This is a genomic window from Butyrivibrio sp. FCS006 (assembly GCF_000424525.1).
Taxonomy (GTDB): Bacteria; Bacillota; Clostridia; order Lachnospirales; family Lachnospiraceae; genus Butyrivibrio.
Genome location: NZ_KE384205.1, coordinates 492,539 through 514,918 on the forward strand (window position 1 = coordinate 492,539; position 22,380 = coordinate 514,918).

Annotated in this window: 18 protein-coding genes; 6 read left to right on the forward strand and 12 right to left on the reverse strand. The window is 46.4% G+C overall.

Going from position 1 to position 22,380, the window contains the following annotated elements; translation table 11 throughout:
• Nucleotides 1–70: 70 nt before the first annotated feature.
• The 3 genes from G633_RS0116655 to G633_RS0116665 are packed head-to-tail and all read right to left on the reverse strand — an operon-like array spanning nucleotide 71 to nucleotide 3,952.
• On the reverse strand, nucleotides 71–1,516 hold the full coding sequence (locus G633_RS0116655) for a TrkH family potassium uptake protein (RefSeq protein WP_026520600.1): 1,446 nt from the start codon (nucleotides 1,514–1,516) through the stop codon (nucleotides 71–73).
• 1 nt (nucleotide 1,517) lies between these two features.
• Nucleotides 1,518–2,879: a Trk system potassium transporter TrkA gene (gene trkA, locus G633_RS0116660; protein WP_026520601.1), complete on the reverse strand. Its 1,362-nt coding sequence runs from the start codon at nucleotides 2,877–2,879 to the stop codon at nucleotides 1,518–1,520.
• A 47-nt stretch (nucleotides 2,880–2,926) separates the two neighbouring features.
• A complete protein-coding gene (locus G633_RS0116665) occupies nucleotides 2,927–3,952 on the reverse strand; it encodes a tetratricopeptide repeat-containing glycosyltransferase family 2 protein (protein WP_026520602.1) in 1,026 nt (341 codons plus the stop codon).
• Nucleotides 3,953–4,050: 98 nt separating this feature from the next.
• On the opposite strand from G633_RS0116665, the gene G633_RS0116670 reads away from it, so the two are divergent.
• Nucleotides 4,051–5,130 (forward strand): hypothetical protein, encoded by a 1,080-nt coding sequence (locus tag G633_RS0116670; RefSeq protein ID WP_026520603.1) that lies wholly within the window; start codon nucleotides 4,051–4,053, stop codon nucleotides 5,128–5,130.
• Nucleotides 5,131–5,140: 10 nt separating this feature from the next.
• On the opposite strand, the gene G633_RS19605 is transcribed toward G633_RS0116670, so the two are convergent.
• The 3 genes from G633_RS19605 to secA form a co-directional block, all read right to left on the reverse strand.
• Nucleotides 5,141–6,232, reverse strand: coding sequence for a GGDEF domain-containing protein (locus G633_RS19605; RefSeq protein ID WP_051200329.1), 1,092 nt, complete (start codon nucleotides 6,230–6,232; stop codon nucleotides 5,141–5,143).
• Between the two features lie 104 nt (nucleotides 6,233–6,336).
• Nucleotides 6,337–7,479 (reverse strand): peptide chain release factor 2, encoded by a 1,143-nt coding sequence (gene prfB, locus G633_RS0116680; RefSeq protein ID WP_022766830.1) that lies wholly within the window; start codon nucleotides 7,477–7,479, stop codon nucleotides 6,337–6,339.
• Between the two features lie 65 nt (nucleotides 7,480–7,544).
• Nucleotides 7,545–10,109 carry a preprotein translocase subunit SecA gene (secA, locus tag G633_RS0116685; protein WP_022770635.1) on the reverse strand — a complete coding sequence of 855 codons (2,565 nt, stop codon included), beginning with the start codon at nucleotides 10,107–10,109 and terminating at the stop codon, nucleotides 7,545–7,547.
• A 133-nt stretch (nucleotides 10,110–10,242) separates the two neighbouring features.
• On the opposite strand from secA, the gene G633_RS0116690 reads away from it, so the two are divergent.
• Entirely contained in the window at nucleotides 10,243–11,913 is a 1,671-nt protein-coding gene (locus G633_RS0116690) for an LIC_10190 family membrane protein (RefSeq protein WP_026520604.1), read from the forward strand.
• Between the two features lie 82 nt (nucleotides 11,914–11,995).
• Here G633_RS0116690 and buk read toward each other — a convergent pair whose 3' ends face one another.
• The 5 genes from buk to G633_RS18895 form a co-directional block, all read right to left on the reverse strand.
• Nucleotides 11,996–13,060: a butyrate kinase gene (gene buk, locus G633_RS0116695; protein WP_022770632.1), complete on the reverse strand. Its 1,065-nt coding sequence runs from the start codon at nucleotides 13,058–13,060 to the stop codon at nucleotides 11,996–11,998.
• A complete protein-coding gene (gene ptb, locus G633_RS0116700; RefSeq protein ID WP_022770631.1) occupies nucleotides 13,060–13,986 on the reverse strand; it encodes a phosphate butyryltransferase in 927 nt (308 codons plus the stop codon). Before ptb ends, buk begins: the two co-directional genes overlap by 1 nt.
• 93 nt (nucleotides 13,987–14,079) lie before the next feature.
• On the reverse strand, nucleotides 14,080–14,586 hold the full coding sequence (locus G633_RS0116705; protein WP_022770629.1) for an acyl-CoA thioesterase: 507 nt from the start codon (nucleotides 14,584–14,586) through the stop codon (nucleotides 14,080–14,082).
• A gap of 43 nt (nucleotides 14,587–14,629) precedes the next feature.
• On the reverse strand, nucleotides 14,630–15,658 hold the full coding sequence (locus tag G633_RS19610) for a glycosyltransferase (RefSeq protein ID WP_051200331.1): 1,029 nt from the start codon (nucleotides 15,656–15,658) through the stop codon (nucleotides 14,630–14,632).
• A complete protein-coding gene (locus G633_RS18895) occupies nucleotides 15,615–16,286 on the reverse strand; it encodes a flavin reductase family protein (RefSeq protein WP_242838890.1) in 672 nt (223 codons plus the stop codon). Before G633_RS18895 ends, G633_RS19610 begins: the two co-directional genes overlap by 44 nt.
• A 145-nt stretch (nucleotides 16,287–16,431) precedes the next feature.
• Between G633_RS18895 and G633_RS0116720 the strand changes: the two genes are divergently transcribed.
• Genes G633_RS0116720 through G633_RS0116735 form a run of 4 tightly spaced genes read left to right on the forward strand, consistent with a single transcriptional unit; the run spans nucleotide 16,432 to nucleotide 20,068 of the window.
• Nucleotides 16,432–17,214: a transporter substrate-binding domain-containing protein gene (locus G633_RS0116720; protein WP_022770625.1), complete on the forward strand. Its 783-nt coding sequence runs from the start codon at nucleotides 16,432–16,434 to the stop codon at nucleotides 17,212–17,214.
• 20 nt (nucleotides 17,215–17,234) lie between these two features.
• Nucleotides 17,235–17,891, forward strand: a complete 657-nt coding sequence (locus tag G633_RS0116725; RefSeq protein ID WP_022770624.1) for an amino acid ABC transporter permease — start codon at nucleotides 17,235–17,237, stop codon at nucleotides 17,889–17,891.
• A gap of 29 nt (nucleotides 17,892–17,920) precedes the next feature.
• Nucleotides 17,921–18,676, forward strand: a complete 756-nt coding sequence (locus G633_RS0116730) for an amino acid ABC transporter ATP-binding protein (RefSeq protein WP_022770622.1) — start codon at nucleotides 17,921–17,923, stop codon at nucleotides 18,674–18,676.
• 27 nt (nucleotides 18,677–18,703) lie between these two features.
• A complete protein-coding gene (locus G633_RS0116735) occupies nucleotides 18,704–20,068 on the forward strand; it encodes an MATE family efflux transporter (RefSeq protein ID WP_022770621.1) in 1,365 nt (454 codons plus the stop codon).
• Nucleotides 20,069–20,088: 20 nt separating this feature from the next.
• On the opposite strand, the gene pbp4b is transcribed toward G633_RS0116735, so the two are convergent.
• Nucleotides 20,089–22,173 (reverse strand): penicillin binding protein PBP4B, encoded by a 2,085-nt coding sequence (gene pbp4b, locus G633_RS18900; RefSeq protein WP_022770619.1) that lies wholly within the window; start codon nucleotides 22,171–22,173, stop codon nucleotides 20,089–20,091.
• Nucleotides 22,174–22,380 lie beyond the last annotated feature (207 nt).

Here is a 22,380-nt window from a genome sequence, read left to right on the forward strand (position 1 = left end):
AAGTTTATCACAATTTGGACACAATTAGCAATGGCTTTTATAAAAATAGTTTATAGAATTTTTATATTTGTTACCGTCTCCATGTTTTCGGTTTCATGATTATGAAGAACGGGAGCAATTCCAGACGACCCGCCAACATATCGAACATTAGCACGATTTTGGAGAAATATGAGAACTCAGAATAGTTACCCATAGGTCCAATCATACCGAGTCCGGGACCAATGTTATTCAGTGTAGCAATTACCGATGTAACAGTTGTCTGGTAATCAAAGTTATCAAGCGAAACAAGGAAAATAGAAACCACCAAAGTGATAACATACAGACCTAAATAAGCTGAAACAGATTTAACTGTGGTTCCTTCAACAGCATGACCGTCCATGAACACCCTCTTTACTGCCTTGGGGTGTACCAGGAAGTTCAGCTCATTTCTCGCATTTCTGATGACAATCAGGGCTCTTGAGAACTTAAATCCGCCGCCGGTAGATCCTGCACAGGCACCGACAAGAGCCAGTCCCATCAAAAGAACTCTTGAAAACTCCGGCCATTTATCAAAGTCCAAAGTTCCGAATCCTGTAGTAGTCATGATTGATGTAACTGCAAACAGTGCGTGGTGGAAACACATTCCTGCTGAATCCAAAACTCCTGCCCTGTAGATGTTAATGGATATAAGACATGCTGCCACAGCCATGGTTCCGAAGTAGTACTTGACCTCATCTATGGCAAAAGCCTCCTTGGGCTTTCTGTTGATGAGGAAATAATAAACAGTAAAGTTAACTCCGCATAAAGCCATGAATAAGATGATCACTGCCTGCGAAACCGTTGAATAACCACCGATTCCTGCATTTGTTACAGCAAATCCTCCGGTACCTACAGTAGAGAAGGTGATGGTTGCAGCCTCGTAAAGTGATAAACCGGAAATCTTTAAACATATAATCTCCAGCACAGTAATGCCAAAGTAAATAAGATAGAGGATCTTCGCAGTATCTTTTACCTTGGGAACGATCTTACCTACAACAGGTCCCGGGCTCTCTGCCCTCATAAGATGCATGCTGTAGCCGTCCGCCATGGGAACAACTGCAAGAAGGAAGACAAGAACACCCATTCCGCCAATCCAGTGAGTGAAGGTTCTCCAGAACTGAACGCTCTTCTCTATCTGCTCGACAGAGGTAAGGATACTGCCTCCGGTTGTGGTAAAACCAGATACTGTCTCAAAGCAGGCATCAATATAGTTGGGAATTGTTCCAGTTACAACAAAAGGGATGGCGCCAAGCATACTCACTACTATCCAGGCAAGAGCTGTAATGGTAAAGCCCTCCTTAGCATAGATAACTGTATTTGCCGGCTTTTTGAACGATCCTAAATATCCAATGAGAATGCTGATAAGTATCAGCACAAAAAACGCCTCTGCGCTGTCATATTCCTTATAAATCAGCGCCACCAAAAAAGGCAGTACCAAAAGAGCTCCGAAGACTCTGAACAATCTAAAGAGCACAAATCTGATCATCGAGTAATTCATGTCAATTCTCCAATATGTCGCTTATATCTTTTAATCCTGCCAGTGTGGTTACAACGATGACAGAATCTCTGTCCCTTATAACGCTGTCACCGGAAGGTGAAATGATCTCGCCGTAATGGTTGATGCACGCGATAAGAACGCCCTTCTTGATCTTCATCTGAGAAAGTGGCTTGCCAATAACTGGGCTTCCGTTTCTTACGATGAACTCAAGGGCCTCAACCTTGTCGTCATTGAGCTTGTAAAGAGTCTCAATGTTGCTGTCCTTGGATGCTGACATACCACGAACAAACTGAACAATCCTGTCAGCTGTGATGTTCTTGGGATAAATGATACTTCCGATATTAAGAGAACCGATGATATCACCGTAGGTAACCCTGTGAACCTTGGTAATGAGCTTGGCCTTGGGGTTGATGCTCTTTACATACATAGAGAGCATGATGTTCTCCTCATCAAGGTTTGTGAGGGATACAAAGGAATCAGTTCTTGTTACGCCTTCCTCAAGAAGCATATCCTTGTCGGTTCCGTCTCCGTTGATGATAAGCGCCTGAGGCAAAATATCCGTCAGTTCCTTACATCTTACAGGGTCCTTGTCGAAGATGGTTACCTTAATACCGAGTGCAATAAGCTGCATGGCAAGGTAATAAGCTGTCTCTCCACCGCCGATGATGATGGTTGAATGTACCTTGGCTGAAGGAAGACCCAGCTTTTTAAAGAAGCTTACGGTATTCTTGCTGGAGCCGAAGATTGTAATCTCATCTCCTGCTCTTAAGATGAAGTTACCATCAGGGATGTGAACTTCTCCGCCTCTGGTAACAACAGCGATGATTACCTGTTTCTTAAGGTCAGACGGTATATCTTTAAGCGCAATGTCACAGAGCCTTGAGTTCTCGTCGATCACAAGGCGCACAAGCTCTGCTCTACCTCTGGCAAAGGTCTCGATTTTAGTTGCTGATGGAAGTTTAAGGAGTCTGCCTGCCTCAGAAGCTGCTGCTTCCTCAGGGTTGATGACCATGGAAAGTCCAAGCTCCTCCTTGATGAAATTGATTTCGTTGTTATAGACGGGATTGCGGACTCTGGCAATAGTATGGCAGTTACCGGCTTTCTTGGCTATAAGACAACAAAGAAGATTCAGCTCATCTGAATCTGTAACCGCGATCATAAGGTCTGCTGTCTCGATGCCCGCATCCTTCATTATGGAATAACTGGCGCCATTTCCAACGATACCCAAGACGTCCAGGTTGTTTACTACTGCCTGTACAACACTACTCTTTTCCTCAATGATAGTGATGTTGTGGCCTTCCTTGCTAAGCTGCTGTGTAAGTGTAAGTCCTACGTTTCCGCAGCCCACAATTATAATCTGCATAACATGCCTCCGCTGATAAACATAATAATACGAATATCATTATAGGCTCAATCAGTGTTTTCTTCAACTTCAGAAGCTTCTCTCTCGTAATCCCTTGCCTGCTCCTCGTTCCCAAGTTCGTGGTAGCACTTTGCAAGCGCAAGACGTGGAAGACTTCCGCTCTTTTTTATATCAAGAATGCTGCTGCATTCATAGGCTGCATTGTAGTACCAGACTATGGCTTCATCGATATCTTTTTTGCCAAAATAGTAATCCCCGAGCTCGTAGCACATCTCGCTGCTCATCTCGGTGATGGCGTCCTTCAATGTATACTTAAGAAGCGCAGCCAGGTCATCCTCGATAACAGCGATGTGGGCAAGGACGCAGCTGGCTTCCTTGATCTCATCAAGTCCTCTTGTGGTATCAAGCGCGGACGCAGTAAAAAACTCTTTTGCCTTAAGGAAATCTTCGTCGGTTCCGGCCATAAAGAGCTCCCTTGCATACATTCCGTGGAGTCTCTTAGAAAGGCGTCTTCCGCCTGCGATGGTGCGTCTGAAGGTCTCGAGGTCGCGCCCTGCGTGGTTCTCCTTGGGACGATGGATGATCTCAATCTCACTGTTGCAGATAACGGGATCTACGATCACCTGCTCGTGGATTGGATCTTCCCAAACGAAATGCCTTACTCTCTTAAAGAGCTTAGGGCGAAGTTCTCTGTCAAAGTTGTAAACCGTGCGGTACTGAAGCTGATTGCAGTAGTACATCTGCACGATATCTATATCAAGCTCGGAGAGATCGGCCTTCAATTCCATAAATCGCTGCCTGTTTTCCTCATCCAGCTCCTCGTCTGCATCTGCGGAGTATATATAGTCACAGTTTGCCTGAGCAAAGGCGAAGTTCCTGGCATCACTGAAGTCCCCCGTCCAGGTAAAATCAAGCACCTTGGCACCGCACGCTTTGGCAATGTCCTTGGTCCTGTCCGTAGAGCCTGTGTCCACCACGATCATCTCGTCAACAATGCCCTCCAAACTCTTAAGGCACTTCTCCAGACAACTCTCCTCGTTTTTGACTATCATGCAAAGACTGATCGTAACCATATACACCCTCCTGTTTGGCTAACAACCTATACCCGCTACATTAATCATACCATGAACTTGTTATGTTTTGTGCACTTTAGTTGTGCTAGAATAATCATATGCTTACAAGGAAAAAGACATTTCAATTAAATATAATTTCTCCCCTGGTTGCGACAGGTCTTTTGCTGTGCGCAGTTCTTACGGGATGTGCAAAAGAGCCTTCTGCGCCCGAAAAGGCTGCTCCCTATGACGGAAAAGAGTACCTCCGCGAATCAGAGCTGACAGCAGCCGGCGAAGATCCTGACAGTGCCTTTGATTCTTATACTGTCATAAATAACTACGACTCGGCTCTTAGTGTCCCTACCTATGTCACCAAGACTGATGACCTTTGGTTTATCGTTGACTGCTATCACAACCGGATCATCTACACCGATAGCCTTGGGGTTCCTTTAAATGAGTGGAAGATCATGTGTGATCAGGCAACACAGCCTCACACCATGGCCAGCGACGGAGTTGTCTACATGGTGGAAGACACCGAGAACAACAGGGTCCTGATCTTTGAGAAAAGAGATAACAAATTCATCAACACTCAAAGCTTTTATGAAATTGGCAACAGACCTCACTTTACTGTCTATGACGAGACTTCCGACACCTTCTATGTATGGAGTTCCAGCACAGGTGAGCTCTACTGTTTCAGGCATACACCGGATTCAACCAGAATGTATCTGACTGAAGTGCGAAAGATCGATCAACTCTCCGGCCTCTACGTCAGGTCTTTTACCATCGTCGGAGACGACATTTACTTCGTATCGGGAGTATCAGCCACAGGCGCTGCGCCACAGATACTTCAGTGCGACCTCAAGACCTTAAATATAAAAAAGAGCTATCCGGTCCCGGACGAGCTTGCCGGAATGGTACAGATAACTCCCATTGACAATATGTTTTATATCACTGTTTCCACGGATATTACGGGCAATCAGGACTACGCCACACTTATCCGCACTTCATCCCTTAATAAGCTGAAAAGCGGGGATTATGAAGATATTTACGCACAGTACTTCGTGGGCGGCGGCACACCCTATAACATCTCCAAGGTGGATGATACGTACTTCTTAACAGAGCACAGGCTCCAGGGGCATTCCATTTGGAGCTTCAAGGTGGAGAGCGGCGAAATAACCGATGTTACTGCGCTCTACTGATGCGACTTCATTACATGACAACGACTTTGTTCTTGCCGGTATTCTTGGCCTTGTAAAGAGCATTGTCCACGTTCTGAAGAGTCTTTGAATAATCACCTGTATAGCATGACACACCTACCGAAATTGTAAATGGTACCGGTGTGTCTTTTGCATTTGCAATGTCCTGCCTGAACTGCTCCATGCGTGCGCAGGCATTGTTGACGTCACAGTTTCTTAAAATGAGAACGAATTCCTCGCCGCCGTAGCGGATTACATAGTCGTTATCATGGGTCTCCTTGGAGAGTTTCTGTCCCATGTATAAAAGAGTAAGGTCACCGGTGTAGTGGCCGTTCTCATCGTTGATTTTCTTAAAGTCGTCAATGTCGATAAGAGCTACAGCTATATGCTCTCCCGGCTTAACATCATTTATAGTGTTCTCGGAGATGATCTTCTCCAAAAGATGCCTGTTGTAAACCTGAGTCAGAGGATCGGTTACCATGGCCAGCTCGAGCTTCTGAGTTACTCTGTAGTGATCCAGATAGTAAGCGGTCATTACATAGTGGACGAACATGATTCCGATAATAATTGGAATCTCCAGCGCCATGATAAGGCTATAGTTCGTGTAGTGGTTGAAAGTATTGGTGATTACAATCTCTATGATAAATATGATACCGTTGATGATGGTATCGCGCGTAGTTGCAGCAAATCCCACCACAAGCCAGATCAGGTTGACTATGATGATTCCTTCGATGGAATTACTCCTGTCAATCAGGTTATACGCCGTCCAGCTGGCTGCGATGACCATACCGTGACCAAGGAAAAAGTCCATGATGACAGTTACGCGGTGATTGTTTGGAAAGTAATGTGTAACCAAAAAGAATATTGCCACATAAATAAGGATTGAAAGTCTGGGAATCAGCGTAGGAAGGGCTGATCCGTTGATCATATAATCCGAATAGATAAAGAAAATAGTTGTAACCGCAGACACAACAAGACCAAGCTCTACTATACCCTGATAGTAGTCGCACTTGGACTGGTAGAAATCAGCCTTCTCTTCACGGCTCATTGACTTTAAGTCGCTGACAAGGCTCATTATCGTTTTGGCGGCTTTAATTGTTCTCATAATTGATACTCCTTAAATGTAATTGTATCAAAAAATAAATCATAGGTGAATAAAAAGGTCATAAAAAAATGCAGCCCTTACGGACTGCATTTTGTCTAAATCGATTAAGCTTCTTCTGTCTCTCCAACAGGCTTACCACCTGTTGCAAGCCACTTGAGATATGCATTTATGAACTGATCAAGGTCTCCGTCAAGTACGCCGTCGGCATTGGATGCCTTGTAACCTGTACGTGTATCGTTAACCATGGTGTATGGCTGAAGTACGTAAGATCTGATCTGGCTGCCCCATGCATTGTCCATGACATCGCCACGGATTCCGGCGAGCTTGGCTGCCTGTTCTTCCTGCTTCATGACAAAGAGCTTGGCCTTGAGCATCTGCATAGCCTTATCCTTGTTCTGGAACTGTGAACGCTCATTCTGGCAGGCAACTACAACACCTGTAGGGATATGTGTGATACGTACGGCAGATGATGTCTTGTTGATGTGCTGTCCGCCGGCACCACTTGATCTGTATGTATCGATACGAAGATCATCAGGATTGATGTCGATATCAAGGTCTTCTTCGATATCAGGCATTACATCGCAGGATACGAAGGATGTCTGTCTCTTAGCCTGTGCGTTGAAAGGACTGATACGGACAAGTCTGTGAACACCGTGCTCTGACTTAAGAAGTCCGTAAGCGTTGGTTCCTGAAATCTGGAAAGTAACTGACTTGATTCCTGCCTCGTCACCGTCAAGAAGGTCGAGAGTCTCAATGGTAAAGCCCTTTCTCTCTGCCCATCTTGTGTACATACGATAGAGCATGCTTGCCCAGTCGCAGGCCTCTGTTCCGCCGGCTCCGGCGTTGAGACGCAGGATTACGTCATATTTATCATAAGGTCCGTTGAGAAGATTGCTGATACGGATGTCTTCAAGAGTCTTCTCAAAGTCATCAAGCTCAGCTCTTATCTCTGCAGCCATGTCCTCATCATCTACACCCTCAGCGTTCTGCATATCGATAAGATCGATGATATCGCCGTACTGTGTGTTGAGGTGCTCAATGTTTTCAACAAGGTCCTGCATGTTCTTTAGGTCTTTTGTCTTCTTGTTGGCCTTCTCTGCGTTGTCCCAAAAGCCCGGCTCCTCCATCTCACGGGAAAGCTCCTCGATGATCTTCTTCTTAGTATCAAGGTCCAGTGAAGCCGTTACTTCTTTTAATGTATCCTGAAGGTTCTGGATCTCAACCTTCATCTGATCTAAAACTACCATTATTATCTCCTTAAATATTTAGATTCGCGATATCCAGGATTGCATATACTCATTCCTTATATCGCTCACGCCCTACCGTGACAGTTCTTGTACTTCTTGCCACTTCCACATGGGCATGGATCGTTGGGATAAATCTTGGCCTCAGCTCTCTTGATAGGAGCCTTGGGCGCAGAATCATCCTTGTTGGTGCCGGTAACCTTGGCTACCTGCTCACGCTCTACTCTCTCTTCAATGTGGACATGGAACAGGAGTCTTACTGTATCCTCCTCAATGTTCCTTGTCATGTCGTCGAACATCTCATAACCTGCAAGCTTGTACTCAAGCTTAGGATCTCTCTGGGCATATGACTGAAGTCCGATACCCTGACGAAGCTGATCCATATCATCGATGTGGTCCATCCACTTTCTGTCGATGACCTTAAGAAGGATTACACGCTCGATCTCACGGATGGTCTCAGGCTCAGGGAACTCTGCTTCCTTGGACTCGTAAAGCTTAACTGCTTCTTCCTTGAGCTGCTGCAAAAGACCTGCCTTGGTGAGGTTATCAATTCTTCCCCTGGTGATCTTCTTAAGAGGAACAGTAGGAAGAAGAAGTTCATTGAGCTCTGCGATGTTCCAGTTATCGGGATCGTTCTCCTCTCCCACAACTGTCTCAACTGAGGACTCAACAATATCTGTGATCATCTTGTAGATGGAATCACGCATGGATACTCCATCCAGAACCTTCTTACGCTCTGCATAGATGATCTCTCTCTGCTCGTTGTTGACCTGGTCATACTCAAGCAAATTCTTACGAATTGCATAGTTGTTGGACTCGATCTTCTTCTGGGCTGATTCGATAGCCTTTGAAAGAGATGAGTGCTCAATCTCCTGTCCCTCAGGGATCTTCAGTGCATTGAACATTGAAATAAGTCTGTCTGAACCAAAGAGTCTCATGAGGTTATCTTCAAGTGAAAGGTAGAACTTGGACTCACCGGGATCTCCCTGACGACCGGAACGACCACGCAGCTGATTATCGATACGTCTACTCTCGTGTCTCTCAGTACCGATGATCTTAAGTCCGCCTGCTGCCCTTGCTTCGTCATCAAGCTTGATATCAGTACCACGGCCGGCCATGTTGGTGGCGATGGTAACAGCGCCGTGCTTACCTGCATCAGCTACGATCTCAGCCTCCAGTTCATGGAACTTGGCATTTAAGACGTTGTGCTGGATGCCTCTTCTCTTGAGCATTCTCGAAAGCTCTTCGGAAGATTCAATGGTAATGGTACCAACCAGTACAGGCTGTCCCTTGGCATGAGATGCTGCTACTGCGTCGCAGATTGCGTTAAGCTTTTCTTTCTTGGTTTTATAAACCGCATCCTGATGGTCAATTCTCTGAACTGGCTTGTTGGTAGGAATCTCGATAACGTCCATTCCGTAGATATCACGGAACTCCTGCTCCTCTGTAAGGGCAGTACCGGTCATTCCGCACTTCTTGTCAAACTTGTTAAAGAAGTTCTGGAAGGTGATGGTTGCAAGAGTCTTGGACTCTCTCTTAACCTTAACGTGCTCTTTGGCCTCGATAGCCTGATGGAGACCGTCTGAATAACGACGTCCCGGCATAACACGACCTGTGAACTCATCTACGATAAGTACCTCGTCATCCTTAACAATGTAGTCGTGATCCTTGAACATAAGGTTATTGGCACGAAGAGCAAGGATAATGTTGTGCTGGATCTCAAGGTTCTCTGGATCAGCAAGGTTCTCTATACGGAAGAATCTCTCAACCTTAGCAACGCCTTGCGCTGTCAGGTTTACTATCTTGTCCTTCTCGTTGACGATGAAATCACCGGTCTCTTCTCTCTCAACTCCCATGATGGCATCCATCTTGGAGAGCTCTTCCATGTCCTCACCACGGGTCATCTGCTTGGCCAGAATGTCGCAGGCCTCATAGAGCTTGGTGGACTTATCGGACTGACCGGAAATAATAAGAGGAGTACGCGCTTCATCGATAAGGATTGAGTCTACCTCGTCGATGATACAGTAGTTAAGGCCTCTCTGAACGCACTGTTCCTTGTAGATAGCCATGTTATCACGAAGGTAGTCAAATCCAAGTTCGTTGTTGGTAATATATGTGATGTCGCAGTTATAAGCTGCCTTTCTCTCCTCACTGGTCATGCTGTTAAGAACGCAGCCAACAGTGAGTCCCAGGAACCTGTGTACCTGACCCATCTGATCGGCATCACGCTTAGCAAGATAGTCGTTTACTGTAACAACGTTAACGCCCTTACCTGTAAGAGCCTCAAGATATGAAGGAAGTGTAGCCACAAGGGTCTTACCTTCACCGGTTCTCATCTCGGCAATTCTGCCCTGGTGAAGAATGACTCCGCCTATGAGCTGAACCCTGAAGTGCTCCATACCAAGAACTCGCTTGCTGGCTTCACGTACAACCGCATAAGCCTCGGGCATGATGTCATCAAGAGTCTCGCCCTCTGACAGTCTCTTTTTAAACTCGTCTGTCTTAGCACGCAGCTCCTCGTCCGAAAGAGCCTGCATGGTAGGTCTCAAGGCTTCGATAGAATCAATGATTGGGTTGATCCTGCGAAGTTCCCTCTGTGAATGTGTTCCAATAATCTTGTCAAGAATACTCATATTTTATCTCCTAAAAAAGGGCATACTAATCCCTTTATACTAGACAAAGTCTAAAGGACATTGTAGCAGATTTATAGCAACTATTCAAGGTTTGGGGTATAATCGAAACATAGTACAAATAGGAGAAAAAGCCGTGTTAGTTGTCATCTTAAGTTGGGTATATATATTCATAATAGCCTTTGCCATCGGAATGGCAGTCGATAAATGGCTGTTTGACACAGACAATACATCAATAGCAAGGAACTGCGTAACAGGACTTGTCACCCTTACAGTCTATGCGGAGACCTTCAGTATATTTTACAAAATCGGGCTCATCTGCCATTTGATAATGCTCATTGGCACAGGGCTGTGCATCTTCCTTTTAAGGGGGCAGCTCTTTTCAAAACTTCGTGATTTCTTTTCCCAAAAGAGGCTCATCATCCTTGCCGTAATAGTTCTGATCGGAGCTTTCTGCACTTCCCGCGGAACCTTCCACACCGATACCGGCATCTATCACGCCCAGGCGATCCGCCTGCTTGAGGAGTACGGCGTGCTTAAAGGCCTTGGCAATCTGCAGCTTCACTTCGCTTATAACAGTTCATATCTTCCGCTGTGCGCGCTTTTCACCTTTGGATTTATGCTAAACAGTCCGCTTCATACTATGACCGGATTTTTCATGGTGCTCTTTTGCGCTCACGCTGTTTACGGTCTCTATGAGTTCAAAAAGCACGAGCGCCACGGAGGCGATTTTTCAAGGATTGCGATTTTGATCTATGCCATGACCAATTTATCGGGGCTTCAGTCGCCTGCCACGGACTACGGAACCATGTTCATGGTGCTCTTTATCCTGAGTGAGTGGATCTGCTATGCAGAAGAAAAGTCCGGCGATGAAATGTGTGACATAAACACCTACGGATACCTTTCAGTCCTCTCTATATTTACCGTCAGCATGAAGCTCTCGGCAGCATTTTTGGTGGTTCTGGCCATCTTACCGTTTATCATGCTTGTGAAAAAGAAAATGTGGAAGGAGCTTATATCTTACCTTTTGATCGGGTTCTTGAGCTTTTTGCCGTTCCTTGTCAGAAACGTGATCCTATCGGGATGGCTCTTTTACCCGGTGGCATCAATTGATCTGTTTGATGTGATCTGGAAGATTCCTGCAGAATATATGAAACATGATTCAGACCAGATAAAGGTCTGGGGAAGATGTCTTTTCGACGTAACAAGAGTGGACGAGCCGGTATCGAGCTGGCTCCCTCTGTGGTGGGAAGCCAAGGAGCACTACGAGGAGATGCTGATCTACTCACAGGCTGTAGGCCTTATGTTAGTTGGCGCCGTGGCATTTTTCCGGATTAGGGAAAAGAGCTTTAGGCCTGCCGTACTTGTCTTTTACCTGACTATTCTTGTAAACATCGCCGTCTGGTTCATGACAGCGCCTTTTATCAGATATGCCCTGGCATTCCTGCTCCTTCTGCCGTTGTGCGCACTTGGAGATGCTCTGGATCTTATCTTCAGGAAAAAGAACCTTATCCTGATCGCACTTTCGGGACTTATCCTGATAAACTTCTGCAGCTGGATAGATAACTATTTTACTGACGATATGGTATTTGCAAAGCAGAATGTGACAGCCGGTTATTACATTACTCCGGTGCCTTTTGATAAGGGTAATATGATAGCCATGGATATGAACGGAGTTACTGTTTATCACGCTGATAATGATGAGATCAACAGCTACTACGTCTATCCTTCCACAAGCTATTCAGGAATGGCCGATAGGACGGAACTTATCGGAAGTACGATTGAAGAAGGATTTAAAGCAAAGTGAGTCAATCTGAAACGTCCCCGGTGACTCAAAAAAAGGAGTCAAAGAGAACCGTCCCCTTTGACTCCTTTAAAATTCTATGAAATTAGTAGGTCTGAGCCTTCTCTTCGCCGTTAAGCACGCGGATAGCGCCCTGAGCCAGAGCCAGGAGCTCGTCCTCACCGGGATAAACGGTTACAGGAGCGATCCAGTCTACTCTGTCCTTGATGGCGTCGGTGATAACCTGGCCATAAGCGATTCCGCCGGTAAGGATGATCTGGTCAACCTTGCCCTTAAGAACTGTAGCGCATGCGCCGATGTTCTTGCAGATCTGGTAGATGAAAGCGTCACGAACAAGAATTGCCTTCTCGTTGCCATCTTCACACATCTTGTTAACTTCTCTCATGTCGTTGGTTCCAAGATAAGCATTAAGTCCGCCGTAACCGACGATCTTCTTCTTCATCTCATCATAGGTATATTTTCCGGAGAAGCACATATCTACAAGTGCCTTAGCAGGAATGCCGTTAGCTCTTTCAGGTGAGAATGCACCGTCTCCGTTGAGAGCTGCGTAAACATCGATCATCTTGCCGTTCTTGTGAACACCTGTTGATGTACCGCCACCCATGTGAACTACGATAACGCTGATCTCGTCATATTTCTTGCCGATCTCTTTGGCATATCTTCTGGCAACTGCCTTCTGGTTAAGAGGGTGATCGATTGATACACGCTCGATCTCAGGAACACCTGAGATTCTTGCAACGGGCTCCATCTCGTCAACTACTACAGGGTCAACGATGTATGAAGGAACACCGATCTCGTCACCGATCTCTCTTGCAAGGATTCCGCCGAGGTTAGAAGCGTGCTGACCCTGAACGCCCTTGCGAAGGTCCTCTAAAAGTGCATCTGTGCACTCGTATGTACCGCCGGGAATGGGACGAAGAAGTCCGCCTCTTCCTACGATTACGTTAAAGCTCTTAATATCAATGCTCTCCTTCTTAAGGAAATCAAGAATGATATTCTTACGAAAGTCCTTCTGGTCAATGATTGATGCATAGGATTCGATCTCCTCTGTGCTGTGACGGAGAGTCTCTTCCTTAACGAGGGTCTCATCCTCAAAGATGCCGACCTTGGTTGATGTTGAACCGGGATTGATGATCAAACTCTTTATCATTATAAAACTCCCTTCTTCTTATCCTCAGCAACTACAGCTGCGAGTGCGATTGAATTAACCTTAACATCAACAGAATCAGATCTTGATGTAAGGATTACAGGTGCCTTGGTTCCTGTAAGGATGTTACCGTTCTTAACAGTTGCAAGTCTTACGATTGTCTTGTATGTAAGGTTTCCTGCGTGGATATCAGGGAAAAGAAGGATGTCCGCATCACCTACGATCTTACGGTCAAGAGCGCCTGCCTTGTGCTTAGCTGCCTCAGGATCGATTGCAAGATCCATTGAAAGAGGTCCGTCAACGATGCAGTTCTTGATCTCACCCTCTTCGCACATTCTGGTGAGCTCAGCTGCCTCAACGGTTACAGGCATCTTGGGGTTAACAACTTCTACTGCAGCAAGAGGAGCTACCTTAGGGCACTCAACGCCACATGCTCTTGCTACTTCTACAGTATATTCAATGATGACCTTTTTATCCTCAAGTGTAGGATATGGCATGAAAGCAACGTCTGTAAGGAAAAGAAGACGGTCGATACCGGGGATCTCAAACACACATACATGTGAAAGAGGACGTCCTGTACGAAGACCTACTTCCTTATCAAGAACGCTCTTAAGGAAGTCCTTGGACTCGAGAGCACCCTTCATGTAGATGTCAGCCTTGCCATCGTGAACCAGTGATACGGCACAACGTGCAGCCTCGATATCATCCTTAACATCGATGATCTCGTATCCGTCAAGGCTCATGCCAACTTCTGCTGCCTTCTCCTTGATCTTGTCAAGGTCACCTACAAGAATGGGATCAACGATTCCTCTCTCCTTGGCTACCTTAACTGCCTCCAGGACGTGAGTGTCCTGAGCTACAGCTACAGACATCTTCTTGGTTTCAGCTGTCTTAAGCTTAGCTAAAATGTCATCAAAATTCTTACTCATTGCGGAATAACCTCCAAACTATTAAATTGAAAACGCCGACTGACAAAATTTTAACACTATCAATTAATAAATGCAACGAACTATTATAAAGTTTTAGAATCCTTCCATCCTGCGCTGGCGCCTGAGTTCACGTCTCTTCAAAGCGCCCTCCCACTCTGCCTTCTCACTCTCGGTGCGCACGTTAAGTCCGTAAGGAACCAGTACGGGAGTATCGTCCTCATCGATGCACACTTCGGTGAAGTATGCTCTGTTCATGATGTGTCTCATTCCGTTTCTGCGGTCCTCAACATAAGTGTCAACTCTTACTTCCATGGAAGTCTTGCCGACGTAGGTGAGCTTACCGATGATAACGATGATGTCATCGAGCTTGGCTCCCTGCTTAAACTGCATGTTGTCGACAGCCGCTGTGGCAACGGGATTGCCTGAATGCCTTACTGCAACTACTCCTGCCACCTCATCTATCCAGGACATGAGCTGCCCTCCAAAGAGTCTGTTCTCGCTGTTGATGTCCGAGTACTTGACCACCTTGGTGCATTCAGTTATGGAATCCTCCACGTTCTTGTTGGCTATCTGGTGATCAACATGAAAAACCTTTCCCATAAGCATTCCTCCTAAGGATTTAATATATCAATTCTACCATATTTCAGAGCTGATTAGTCTTTTTGTCATAGTAATTTATGAGAGCCTTGGACACTGAAACATTGAGGGCGTTGGGGTGCTTCATCGTGAAATACAAGAGCTTGTTGGCCCTTTGTCCCACGCCTATCCTGGTGTTCTCGATTTTCTTTCTGATATCCGGGCGAAGGAAAATCTCTTTTACCAAAGAAACCGTATCCTTCCTGTCTGCGCGAAGTACATTTCTCATGACCACAAGCAGCATTACCACAAACTCCCTGTCCATCTGAGCATCAGCGTTAAGGACGTTCTTGTCCCAGAGGATGTTCCTGAAGGTCTTGTCGGTGAGCTCAAGATTTTTAAGCAGCTTCGGATTGTAGTCATGGCTCATGGAATCCCACACCAGCCTGTAGTGGTAGAAGTAGGAGTCCTTCATGATCACCAGCCTCTTGCAGTCGCAGAAAACCGGCAGCATTATGTTCACGTCCTCGCCCATTATGATGGTCGGGTCGCAGTATTTAATGTTGTCCAAGAGAAGCTTTCTCGAGATGAGCTTCATGCACCTTGACATGGTTATGGGTCTTACCTCGTTGCCAAGGAGATTCCTTTTGATCTCATCAAGTGAAGAGCCGGAATATACTCCCGGTGCAAGGCCCTGAGCCTCTTTTCTGCGCTCTCCCGCCTTCTCCACGATGTAGTTGGCCGAGATCACCTCTTTTTCGGCAAAAGAGCTGTCGGTCTGTGCATACATCTTCTCAAGCATATCAGCATCGATCCAGTCATCGCTGTCTAGAAAAGCAATGTAGTCAGCCCTAGACTCCACAAGGCCTGCTATCCATGCGGACTGAAGACCGCCGTTTTGTTTGTGCATGACCCTTACTCTGGTGTCGCGCTTACCGTAGGTATCGCACATAGCGGGACTTACGCCGTCGGTGGAGCCATCGTCCACCAGCATTACCTCGAAATCTCTAAAGGTCTGGGCAAGCACGGATTCCATGCACTTCTCCAGGTATTCAGCTGTGTTGTATACGGGAACTATTACGCTGATTTTTGCCATGATTCTTTCCGCCCTTTCTGGGTTTTTTATCACTGTTATTGTTGCTGTTTAGAGGTTTCTTCGCTACGCTGATTCCAAACTTTCCGATCTTCTCTCCCAGAGTAAAATACTCACCGTGAGAATAGGCGATGAGATCTGCTGCACGAAGGTCAAATCTCTTTTTCTCATCCATGTACTTATTATCTACCGTAACACAGAGAACTTCAGCCACAAACATGTCATGGCTTCCGAGCTCCAATATCTGTTTGGTCCTGCACTCGATGTTGACAGGGCTCTCAAGGATTCCGGGTGCCTTGACCATCTGTGACTTCTGTGGCGTAAGACCCATCTCCTTAAACTTGTCATAGTCCCTGCCCGACCTTACTCCACACCAGTCTGTGGCCTTCATTAGCTCTCTGTTTGTGAGGTTGACCACGAACTCTCCGCTCTCTTTTAGGATGTCGTAGGAGTAGCGCTCCTTGCGCACGGATATGGAGAGCATAGCCGGAGAACTGCAGACATTTCCTGCCCAGGCAACGGTTATGATGTTGGGTTTTTCTCCATCACGGCCGCAGCTCACCATGACAGCTGGGATCGGATAGAGCATATTCCCGGGTTTCCAAATCTCTTTTCCTGTGTTATCACTCATTAGCTCAGTAATCCCTTTACATATTGATACTTATATAATAAAACATCTGTGACTTATTATAAATAGCCTTGCAATTTAGTGTGGTAGTGTGATAAAGTAGTGAATATGCTTAAAAAACATCAATTAAATTTTGAGGAGAGATCGTATGAAAAAGAAAATTTTTGCAACTTTACTTGTGACTGCCATGCTCTCACTGACAGCCTGCGGAGCAAAGGCTACAGAGAGCGACCTTGACTACATTAAGAACAAGGGAACACTCATCGTTGGTATCACGGATTTTGCTCCAATGGATTACAAGGACGAGAGCGGAAACTGGATCGGTTTTGATGCCGACCTCGCCAATAAAGTCGGTGAGTCACTTGGAGTAAATGTTGAATTTGTAGAGATCGACTGGGATAACAAGATCCTTGAACTCAACAATAAATCTATCGACGTTGTATGGAACGGAATGACACTTACCGATGAAGTTAAGAACTCAATGGAGTGTACCAATCCATACCTTAACAACGCTCAGGTAGTGGTTGTTAAGGCAGACGTAGCAGGCCAGTATCAGGATGCAGAGTCAGCCAAGGCCCTCAGCTTTGCTGTAGAGGCAGGTTCAGCAGGAGAAGCTGCTGCCGAGGAGAACGGATTTAACTACACTTCCCTCCAGTCACAGGCTGACGCAGTTATGGAAGTTGACGCTGGAACATCGGATGCCTGCATTATCGACCTTCTCATGGCAGGTGCCATGATCGGTGAAGGCACCAGCTATCCTGATCTTGCACACACTGCAGAGCTCACAAGCGAGGAGTACGGAATCGGCTGCCGTAAGGGATCTGACCTTGCTGCATACATCAACGACCAGCTTGATAAGTACTACAAAGACGGAACAACAACAGCCATCGCCACAACCTACGGCGTACAGGATGCTGTTATCGCACCATAATAAAGGAGTTTAAACTACTGATGTTTTGGACTGTTACTTTGTCCCTTTTGGAAGGCTTTTGGGGAACGCTAAAGCTCTTTTGCCTGACTCTCGTGTTCTCCCTGCCTCTGGGACTGGCTATATGCCTCTGCTCAAGGAGCAAGGTCAAACTAATCAAACTTCCCATCAGACTGATAATTTGGGTCATCAGAGGAACTCCGCTCATGCTTCAGCTCCTTGTAATCTATTACGGCCCCGGAATCTTTCTTGGGATCAACGTCTGGGGAACTGATAACAGAGGACGTTTTCTTGCGGCGCTGATTGCTTTTGTCATCAACTATGCCTGCTACTTTTCCGAGATCTACAGGGGCGGAATTCAGTCCATCCCTGTGGGCCAGAGGGAAGCCGGCAAGGTTCTTGGTATGAGCAGGAGCCAGATCTTCTTTAAGATCACCATGCTTCAGCTGATAAAGAGGATCGTTCCTCCCATCTCCAACGAGATCATCACTCTGGTAAAAGACACTTCGCTGGCCAGGGTTATTGCAGTATACGAGATCATCTGGAACGGTCAGTCATTCATAAAGAGCAGCGGAATTATCTGGCCACTGTTCTACACCGGTGCCTTCTACCTGATCTTCAGCGGACTGTTATCGGTCCTCTTTGTAAGGATTGAAAAGAGACTGGATTATTTCAGATAAAAAGTTTTGCTTAGACTGGAAATATAAATATGCCTATCTTAGAAGTTAAGAATATAAAAAAGAATTTTGAAAATACAGAGGTTTTAAAGGATATCAGCTTTGACCTTGAAGAGGGACAGACCCTGTCCATCATCGGGTCCTCGGGAAGCGGTAAGACAACACTTCTTCGCTGCCTGAATTTCCTTGAGACTCCTGATGAGGGTACAATAACTGTCCGTGGCAAGCTCCTTCTTGACGGGGCTAATCCCATAACAGACCAAAGGCAGCTGCGAGAGAACAGGAAGCACTTTGGCCTTGTCTTTCAGCAGTTTAATCTGTTTCCTCAGTACACAGCTCTTGAGAACGTCACGCTTGCTCCCCTTCTTCACTCGGATCCTTCAATGAAGGATGAGATCATAGAAAAGGGAAAAGCTCTTTTGGCAGAAATGGGTCTTGCGGACAGGATGGGTAACTATCCTCATCAGCTCTCCGGCGGTCAGCAGCAGCGTGTGGCTATTGCAAGAGCACTTGCCATGGAGCCTGACATTCTGTGCTTTGACGAGCCGACCTCTGCTCTTGATCCCGAGCTTACAGGAGAAGTTCTCCGCGTGATCAGGGAGCTTGCGAGCCGTCACACCACCATGATCATCGTCACTCACGAGATGGCTTTTGCCAGAGATGTGGCAGATATCGCAATCTTCATGGATGATGGTATAATCTTGGAAAAGGGTTCTGCAAAAGAGCTGATCAACAACCCTAAAGAGGAGCGAACCAAACAGTTCCTCTCAAGCTTAAGCAGCAGGTAACCCGAAATCACTTGAGGTTTATCCATCATGCCCGGAGCAAAAAGTTCAACCGCCAGGGATATGACCGGCGGTTCAATAATAAAACAGATACTTCTTTTTTCACTTCCCCTTATGTTCGGGAACATATTCCAGATGCTGTACAACACCGTGGATTCCATTGTGGTGGGCAATTATGTGTCCACCCAGGCCCTGGCTGCCGTGGGATCCACGACAATGATAATAAATATGCTGGTGTTCTTCTTCAACGGATTCTCTGTCGGCGCCAGCGTTGTTATCTCGCGCTTTTTTGGGGCAAAAGAGATTGACCGTCTCCATACGGCCATCGAGACCACCATGGCTGCGACCTTTATATTCTGCATTGCCTTTACCATTATCGGAATCAAGGGCGTAGGACCGATGCTCAGGTTCATGGCGACTCCCGATGACGTTTTTGCAGATGCTTCCAAATATCTCACCATCTATTTCCTGGGAATCACTGGGCTTTTAATCTACAACATGGGAAGCGGAATATTGCGTGCCGTGGGCGATACCATAAGGCCGCTCTTTCTCTTAATCCTCACCAGCGTAATGAATATCATATTGGACCTCACCTTCGTAAAGGTCTTTCACTTCGGTATCGAGGGCGTTGCCTACGCAACCATTATCTCCCAGTTCATCTCCGCTGCGCTTATCATGTGGCTGCTCCTTCGCACCGATGATATCTACAAGCTGACGCTTAAGGACCTCAGGATAAATCCGGAGATAATGAAGCTGATAGTCCTGATAGGTCTTCCCACAGGTATTCAGTCCGTCATCACGGCCTTTTCCAATGTCTTTGTCCAGTCCTATATCAACTACTTCGGCTCAGACTGCATGGCCGGATGGAGTAGCTATAACAAGCTCGACTCCTTCATAATGCTGCCTCTTCAGAGTATGGCTATGGCCGCCACGACTTTTGTCAGCCAGAACATCGGAGCAGGTAAGGTGAAAAGAGCTGAAGAAGGAACCAGGACTGTAATAATAATGGGAGTTCTGACCACCGGCGTTATTGCCATGCTTCTCTACATATTCGCAAGGCCCGCCATCAGAATGTTCTCCGCCGAACAGGCAGTTATTGACTATGGAGCACTGTTCATTCATACAAATGTCTTTTTCCTGATGTTCAACTGCGTAAACCATACGCTGGCCAGCAGCCTCAGGGGACGCGGAGATTCCACGGGGCCGATGGTGATAATGCTGTCAACTTTTGTTGCACTTCGGCAGACTTACCTTTATATCCTGACGCACTACATAGCAAACACGCCGAAACTCGTGGGCTTTGGATACCCTGTGGGATGGATGAGCTGCTGCCTTGTGGAAGTCACTTACTATTTGATCAAATATAAGCTTATGCCAAAAAAGACACCGTCGTAATGACCGGTGTCTTTTGTTATTTATTCATATTTTTCTGCCAGCTGCTGCTTGCTCCGTGCGCTTTTTGCCGCAGGGTGAGAGCTGTCAATGGACACTCCCTTGGGAAGGATCTTTTTGGCTGAAACCGCCATGTCTTTTGTAAGACTCTTTAGCTGCTGCGTGATGTCTACGTCCGCATCCATTCCTATGGACAGGATTTCAGGCACAAAGCCCAGTGTTGCGGAGGTATACCAGTCGCCGTCGAACTTGTTGGCATCCTTTTTAACGTTGGTCACACGGGAGTTTTTCTTGTTGGTCAGGTATGCGATAACAAGATCTCTCTCTGGGTCTATCATGACAATGGTTCCCGTCCAGCCCTGATGGCCAAATGTCCCTGATTCCGACTGTGTTCCGAAGTACCAGACTCTCTGATCCTCGCCCTGTCTCCACCAGCCAAGTCCCCAGTTTGCTGCGTCCTCTTCTTTTGGTGAAGTGAACATGTCAATGATATTCGGGGAAAAGAAACTTAGCTCGCCGTAGCCTCCTGTAAGCATTACAGATGCAAGCTTTGCAAGGTCTGTGGCGTTGGAGAAAAGTCCTGCGTGGCCACTAATTCCGTCCATGCTGTAAAAGGCTTTTTCATCATGGACTTCTCCCTGAATAGTCTTTGTCCTGTAGCCCTCAAAGTTAAGGAGTCCGTCCCTGGTATTTCCGTTTAACTCCGTTGCAGCGCAGTCATCCTTCGAAAAGCCATTTCTTAGCGGATTGTAGGTTATATGGGTAAGACCCATGGGCTCGTAAAAGGTCTTTTTAAGATAAGTATCAAGGTCTTGTCCTGTCACCTTCTCAACCACAAGTCCAAGTATCATGTAGTCTGCATCGGAATAAACCGTCTTGGTTCCCGGCTCGTAGTCAAGAGGCGTCTTGCAGATCATTTCAACGGTCGCCTGCTTGGTCTCTTCAGAGGGCACGTTTCCTGCAAAGAGCGGATTTTCGGGATAGTCCTCTCCGGGTTTTAGGCCATCCTTGTAGAGCTTGGGCGCGCAGTATTTAGGGTCTGCCGGGAATCCTCCCTGGTGCTTTAAAAGCTCTCTTATGGTAAGCTCTGACTTCCACTTTTTGAGCGTATCAAGGTCGATGAGGCTCGCAGGGTCCTTGGGGTCTCCCTTGGAATCGGTGGTTACCTGGATGGTTTCTGTAACAAACTCATCACCCAAGAACTTCGTGATTTTATCATCAAGGTCCACTTCGCCATCCGTGACGAGTTTCTGTATCGCATAGTTTACGGAAAACATCTTGGTGACGGAAGCAAGGTCATATAGAGTATCCGTTGTGACGTTTGGACTATCTGTATTCGGAAGTCCGTTTGGCTGGTAAGTGTTGGTTTTGCCCCAGGCGTTTTCATAGACCAATCTTCCGTTTCTTACAACGGCGAGCTGAGCGCTGGTAAAGCCGTTCTCGATGTCAGTCTCTATAAGATCTGAAATGAGCTTCAAAGCCTCAGGGTGAATGCCTTCTTCCTCAGGGGTTCCGGCTATGACTTCCGGGTAAGGAATGCCAACGATCACAGCCTCTTTCTCACTTGAAGGAACAATGTTTGATACCTGCACCGTGTTCTCGCCATTCTTGGTTACGGATGAGATGTCTATCTTCCAATCGCCAAGCGAGGTAATTTCGCTGGTGTCTACCGGCATTCCGTTTACAAACATATCAAAGCTCTCAACTTTGCCCGATATGGTTAAAAAGAGCTCTCCCTGGCCGTGGTAACCTTTGAAACTGTACATGCTGTTCATGGCAAGGGTATTGTCGGTGTAGCCCTTCCAGTCGGGGAAGCTGACCCTTATGGGGAGCTTCGGTGCAGAGCCGGCTACAAGCTCCGGTTTAAGCGGGCCTTGCGGCGCTTTTGTTTCTTCGGTTTTCTCTGATTCTTTTTGCTCAGCCGGAGCCTGGGCTTCCTGAGCCTGCTGCTGTCGCTGGTCAACGCTATCTTGCACCTCTGCCTCCGGCTGAAGCGTTTCTATTTGGATACCTGCCGGGGCGTCCTCTATGTCTTTTGCCCCACAGGCTGCAGTAGAGAGAACCAGCACTGTAGCGGTTGTGAGAGCAACAAGTTGTCTGTATTTCATTCAGCTATGCCTCCGTAATTTACTAAATATTAATTATAAATACACCCCGTCCTGATATGCAAGCCGGGGTGTATTCATCGTGTGTAGGAATCATTCTGCTTATATATTGAGATTTTTTCATTTATAAATATTCCATTAAACATAATGCCAAACATAGACATTCACTATTTCGTTTCATATACTGTATGTGTAACCATGTAATTTTTG

Excerpts from the sequence above, each read along its gene's own strand:
- G633_RS0116655 (WP_026520600.1), bottom strand. The coding sequence starts at position 1,516 with ATGAATTACTCGATGATCAGATTTGTGCTCTTTAGATTGTTCAGAGTC.
- trkA (WP_026520601.1), bottom strand. The coding sequence starts at position 2,879 with ATGCAGATTATAATTGTGGGCTGCGGAAACGTAGGACTTACACTTACA.
- G633_RS0116665 (WP_026520602.1), bottom strand. The coding sequence starts at position 3,952 with ATGGTTACGATCAGTCTTTGCATGATAGTCAAAAACGAGGAGAGTTGT.
- G633_RS0116670 (WP_026520603.1), top strand. The coding sequence starts at position 4,051 with ATGCTTACAAGGAAAAAGACATTTCAATTAAATATAATTTCTCCCCTG.
- G633_RS19605 (WP_051200329.1), bottom strand. The coding sequence starts at position 6,232 with ATGAGAACAATTAAAGCCGCCAAAACGATAATGAGCCTTGTCAGCGAC.
- prfB (WP_022766830.1), bottom strand. The coding sequence starts at position 7,479 with ATGGTAGTTTTAGATCAGATGAAGGTTGAGATCCAGAACCTTCAGGAT.
- secA (WP_022770635.1), bottom strand. The coding sequence starts at position 10,109 with ATGAGTATTCTTGACAAGATTATTGGAACACATTCACAGAGGGAACTT.
- buk (WP_022770632.1), bottom strand. The coding sequence starts at position 13,060 with ATGATAAAGAGTTTGATCATCAATCCCGGTTCAACATCAACCAAGGTC.
- ptb (WP_022770631.1), bottom strand. The coding sequence starts at position 13,986 with ATGAGTAAGAATTTTGATGACATTTTAGCTAAGCTTAAGACAGCTGAA.
- G633_RS0116705 (WP_022770629.1), bottom strand. The coding sequence starts at position 14,586 with ATGGGAAAGGTTTTTCATGTTGATCACCAGATAGCCAACAAGAACGTG.
- G633_RS19610 (WP_051200331.1), bottom strand. The coding sequence starts at position 15,658 with ATGGCAAAAATCAGCGTAATAGTTCCCGTATACAACACAGCTGAATAC.
- G633_RS18895 (WP_242838890.1), bottom strand. The coding sequence starts at position 16,286 with ATGAGTGATAACACAGGAAAAGAGATTTGGAAACCCGGGAATATGCTC.
- G633_RS0116720 (WP_022770625.1), top strand. The coding sequence starts at position 16,432 with ATGAAAAAGAAAATTTTTGCAACTTTACTTGTGACTGCCATGCTCTCA.
- G633_RS0116725 (WP_022770624.1), top strand. The coding sequence starts at position 17,235 with ATGTTTTGGACTGTTACTTTGTCCCTTTTGGAAGGCTTTTGGGGAACG.
- G633_RS0116730 (WP_022770622.1), top strand. The coding sequence starts at position 17,921 with ATGCCTATCTTAGAAGTTAAGAATATAAAAAAGAATTTTGAAAATACA.
- G633_RS0116735 (WP_022770621.1), top strand. The coding sequence starts at position 18,704 with ATGCCCGGAGCAAAAAGTTCAACCGCCAGGGATATGACCGGCGGTTCA.
- pbp4b (WP_022770619.1), bottom strand. The coding sequence starts at position 22,173 with ATGAAATACAGACAACTTGTTGCTCTCACAACCGCTACAGTGCTGGTT.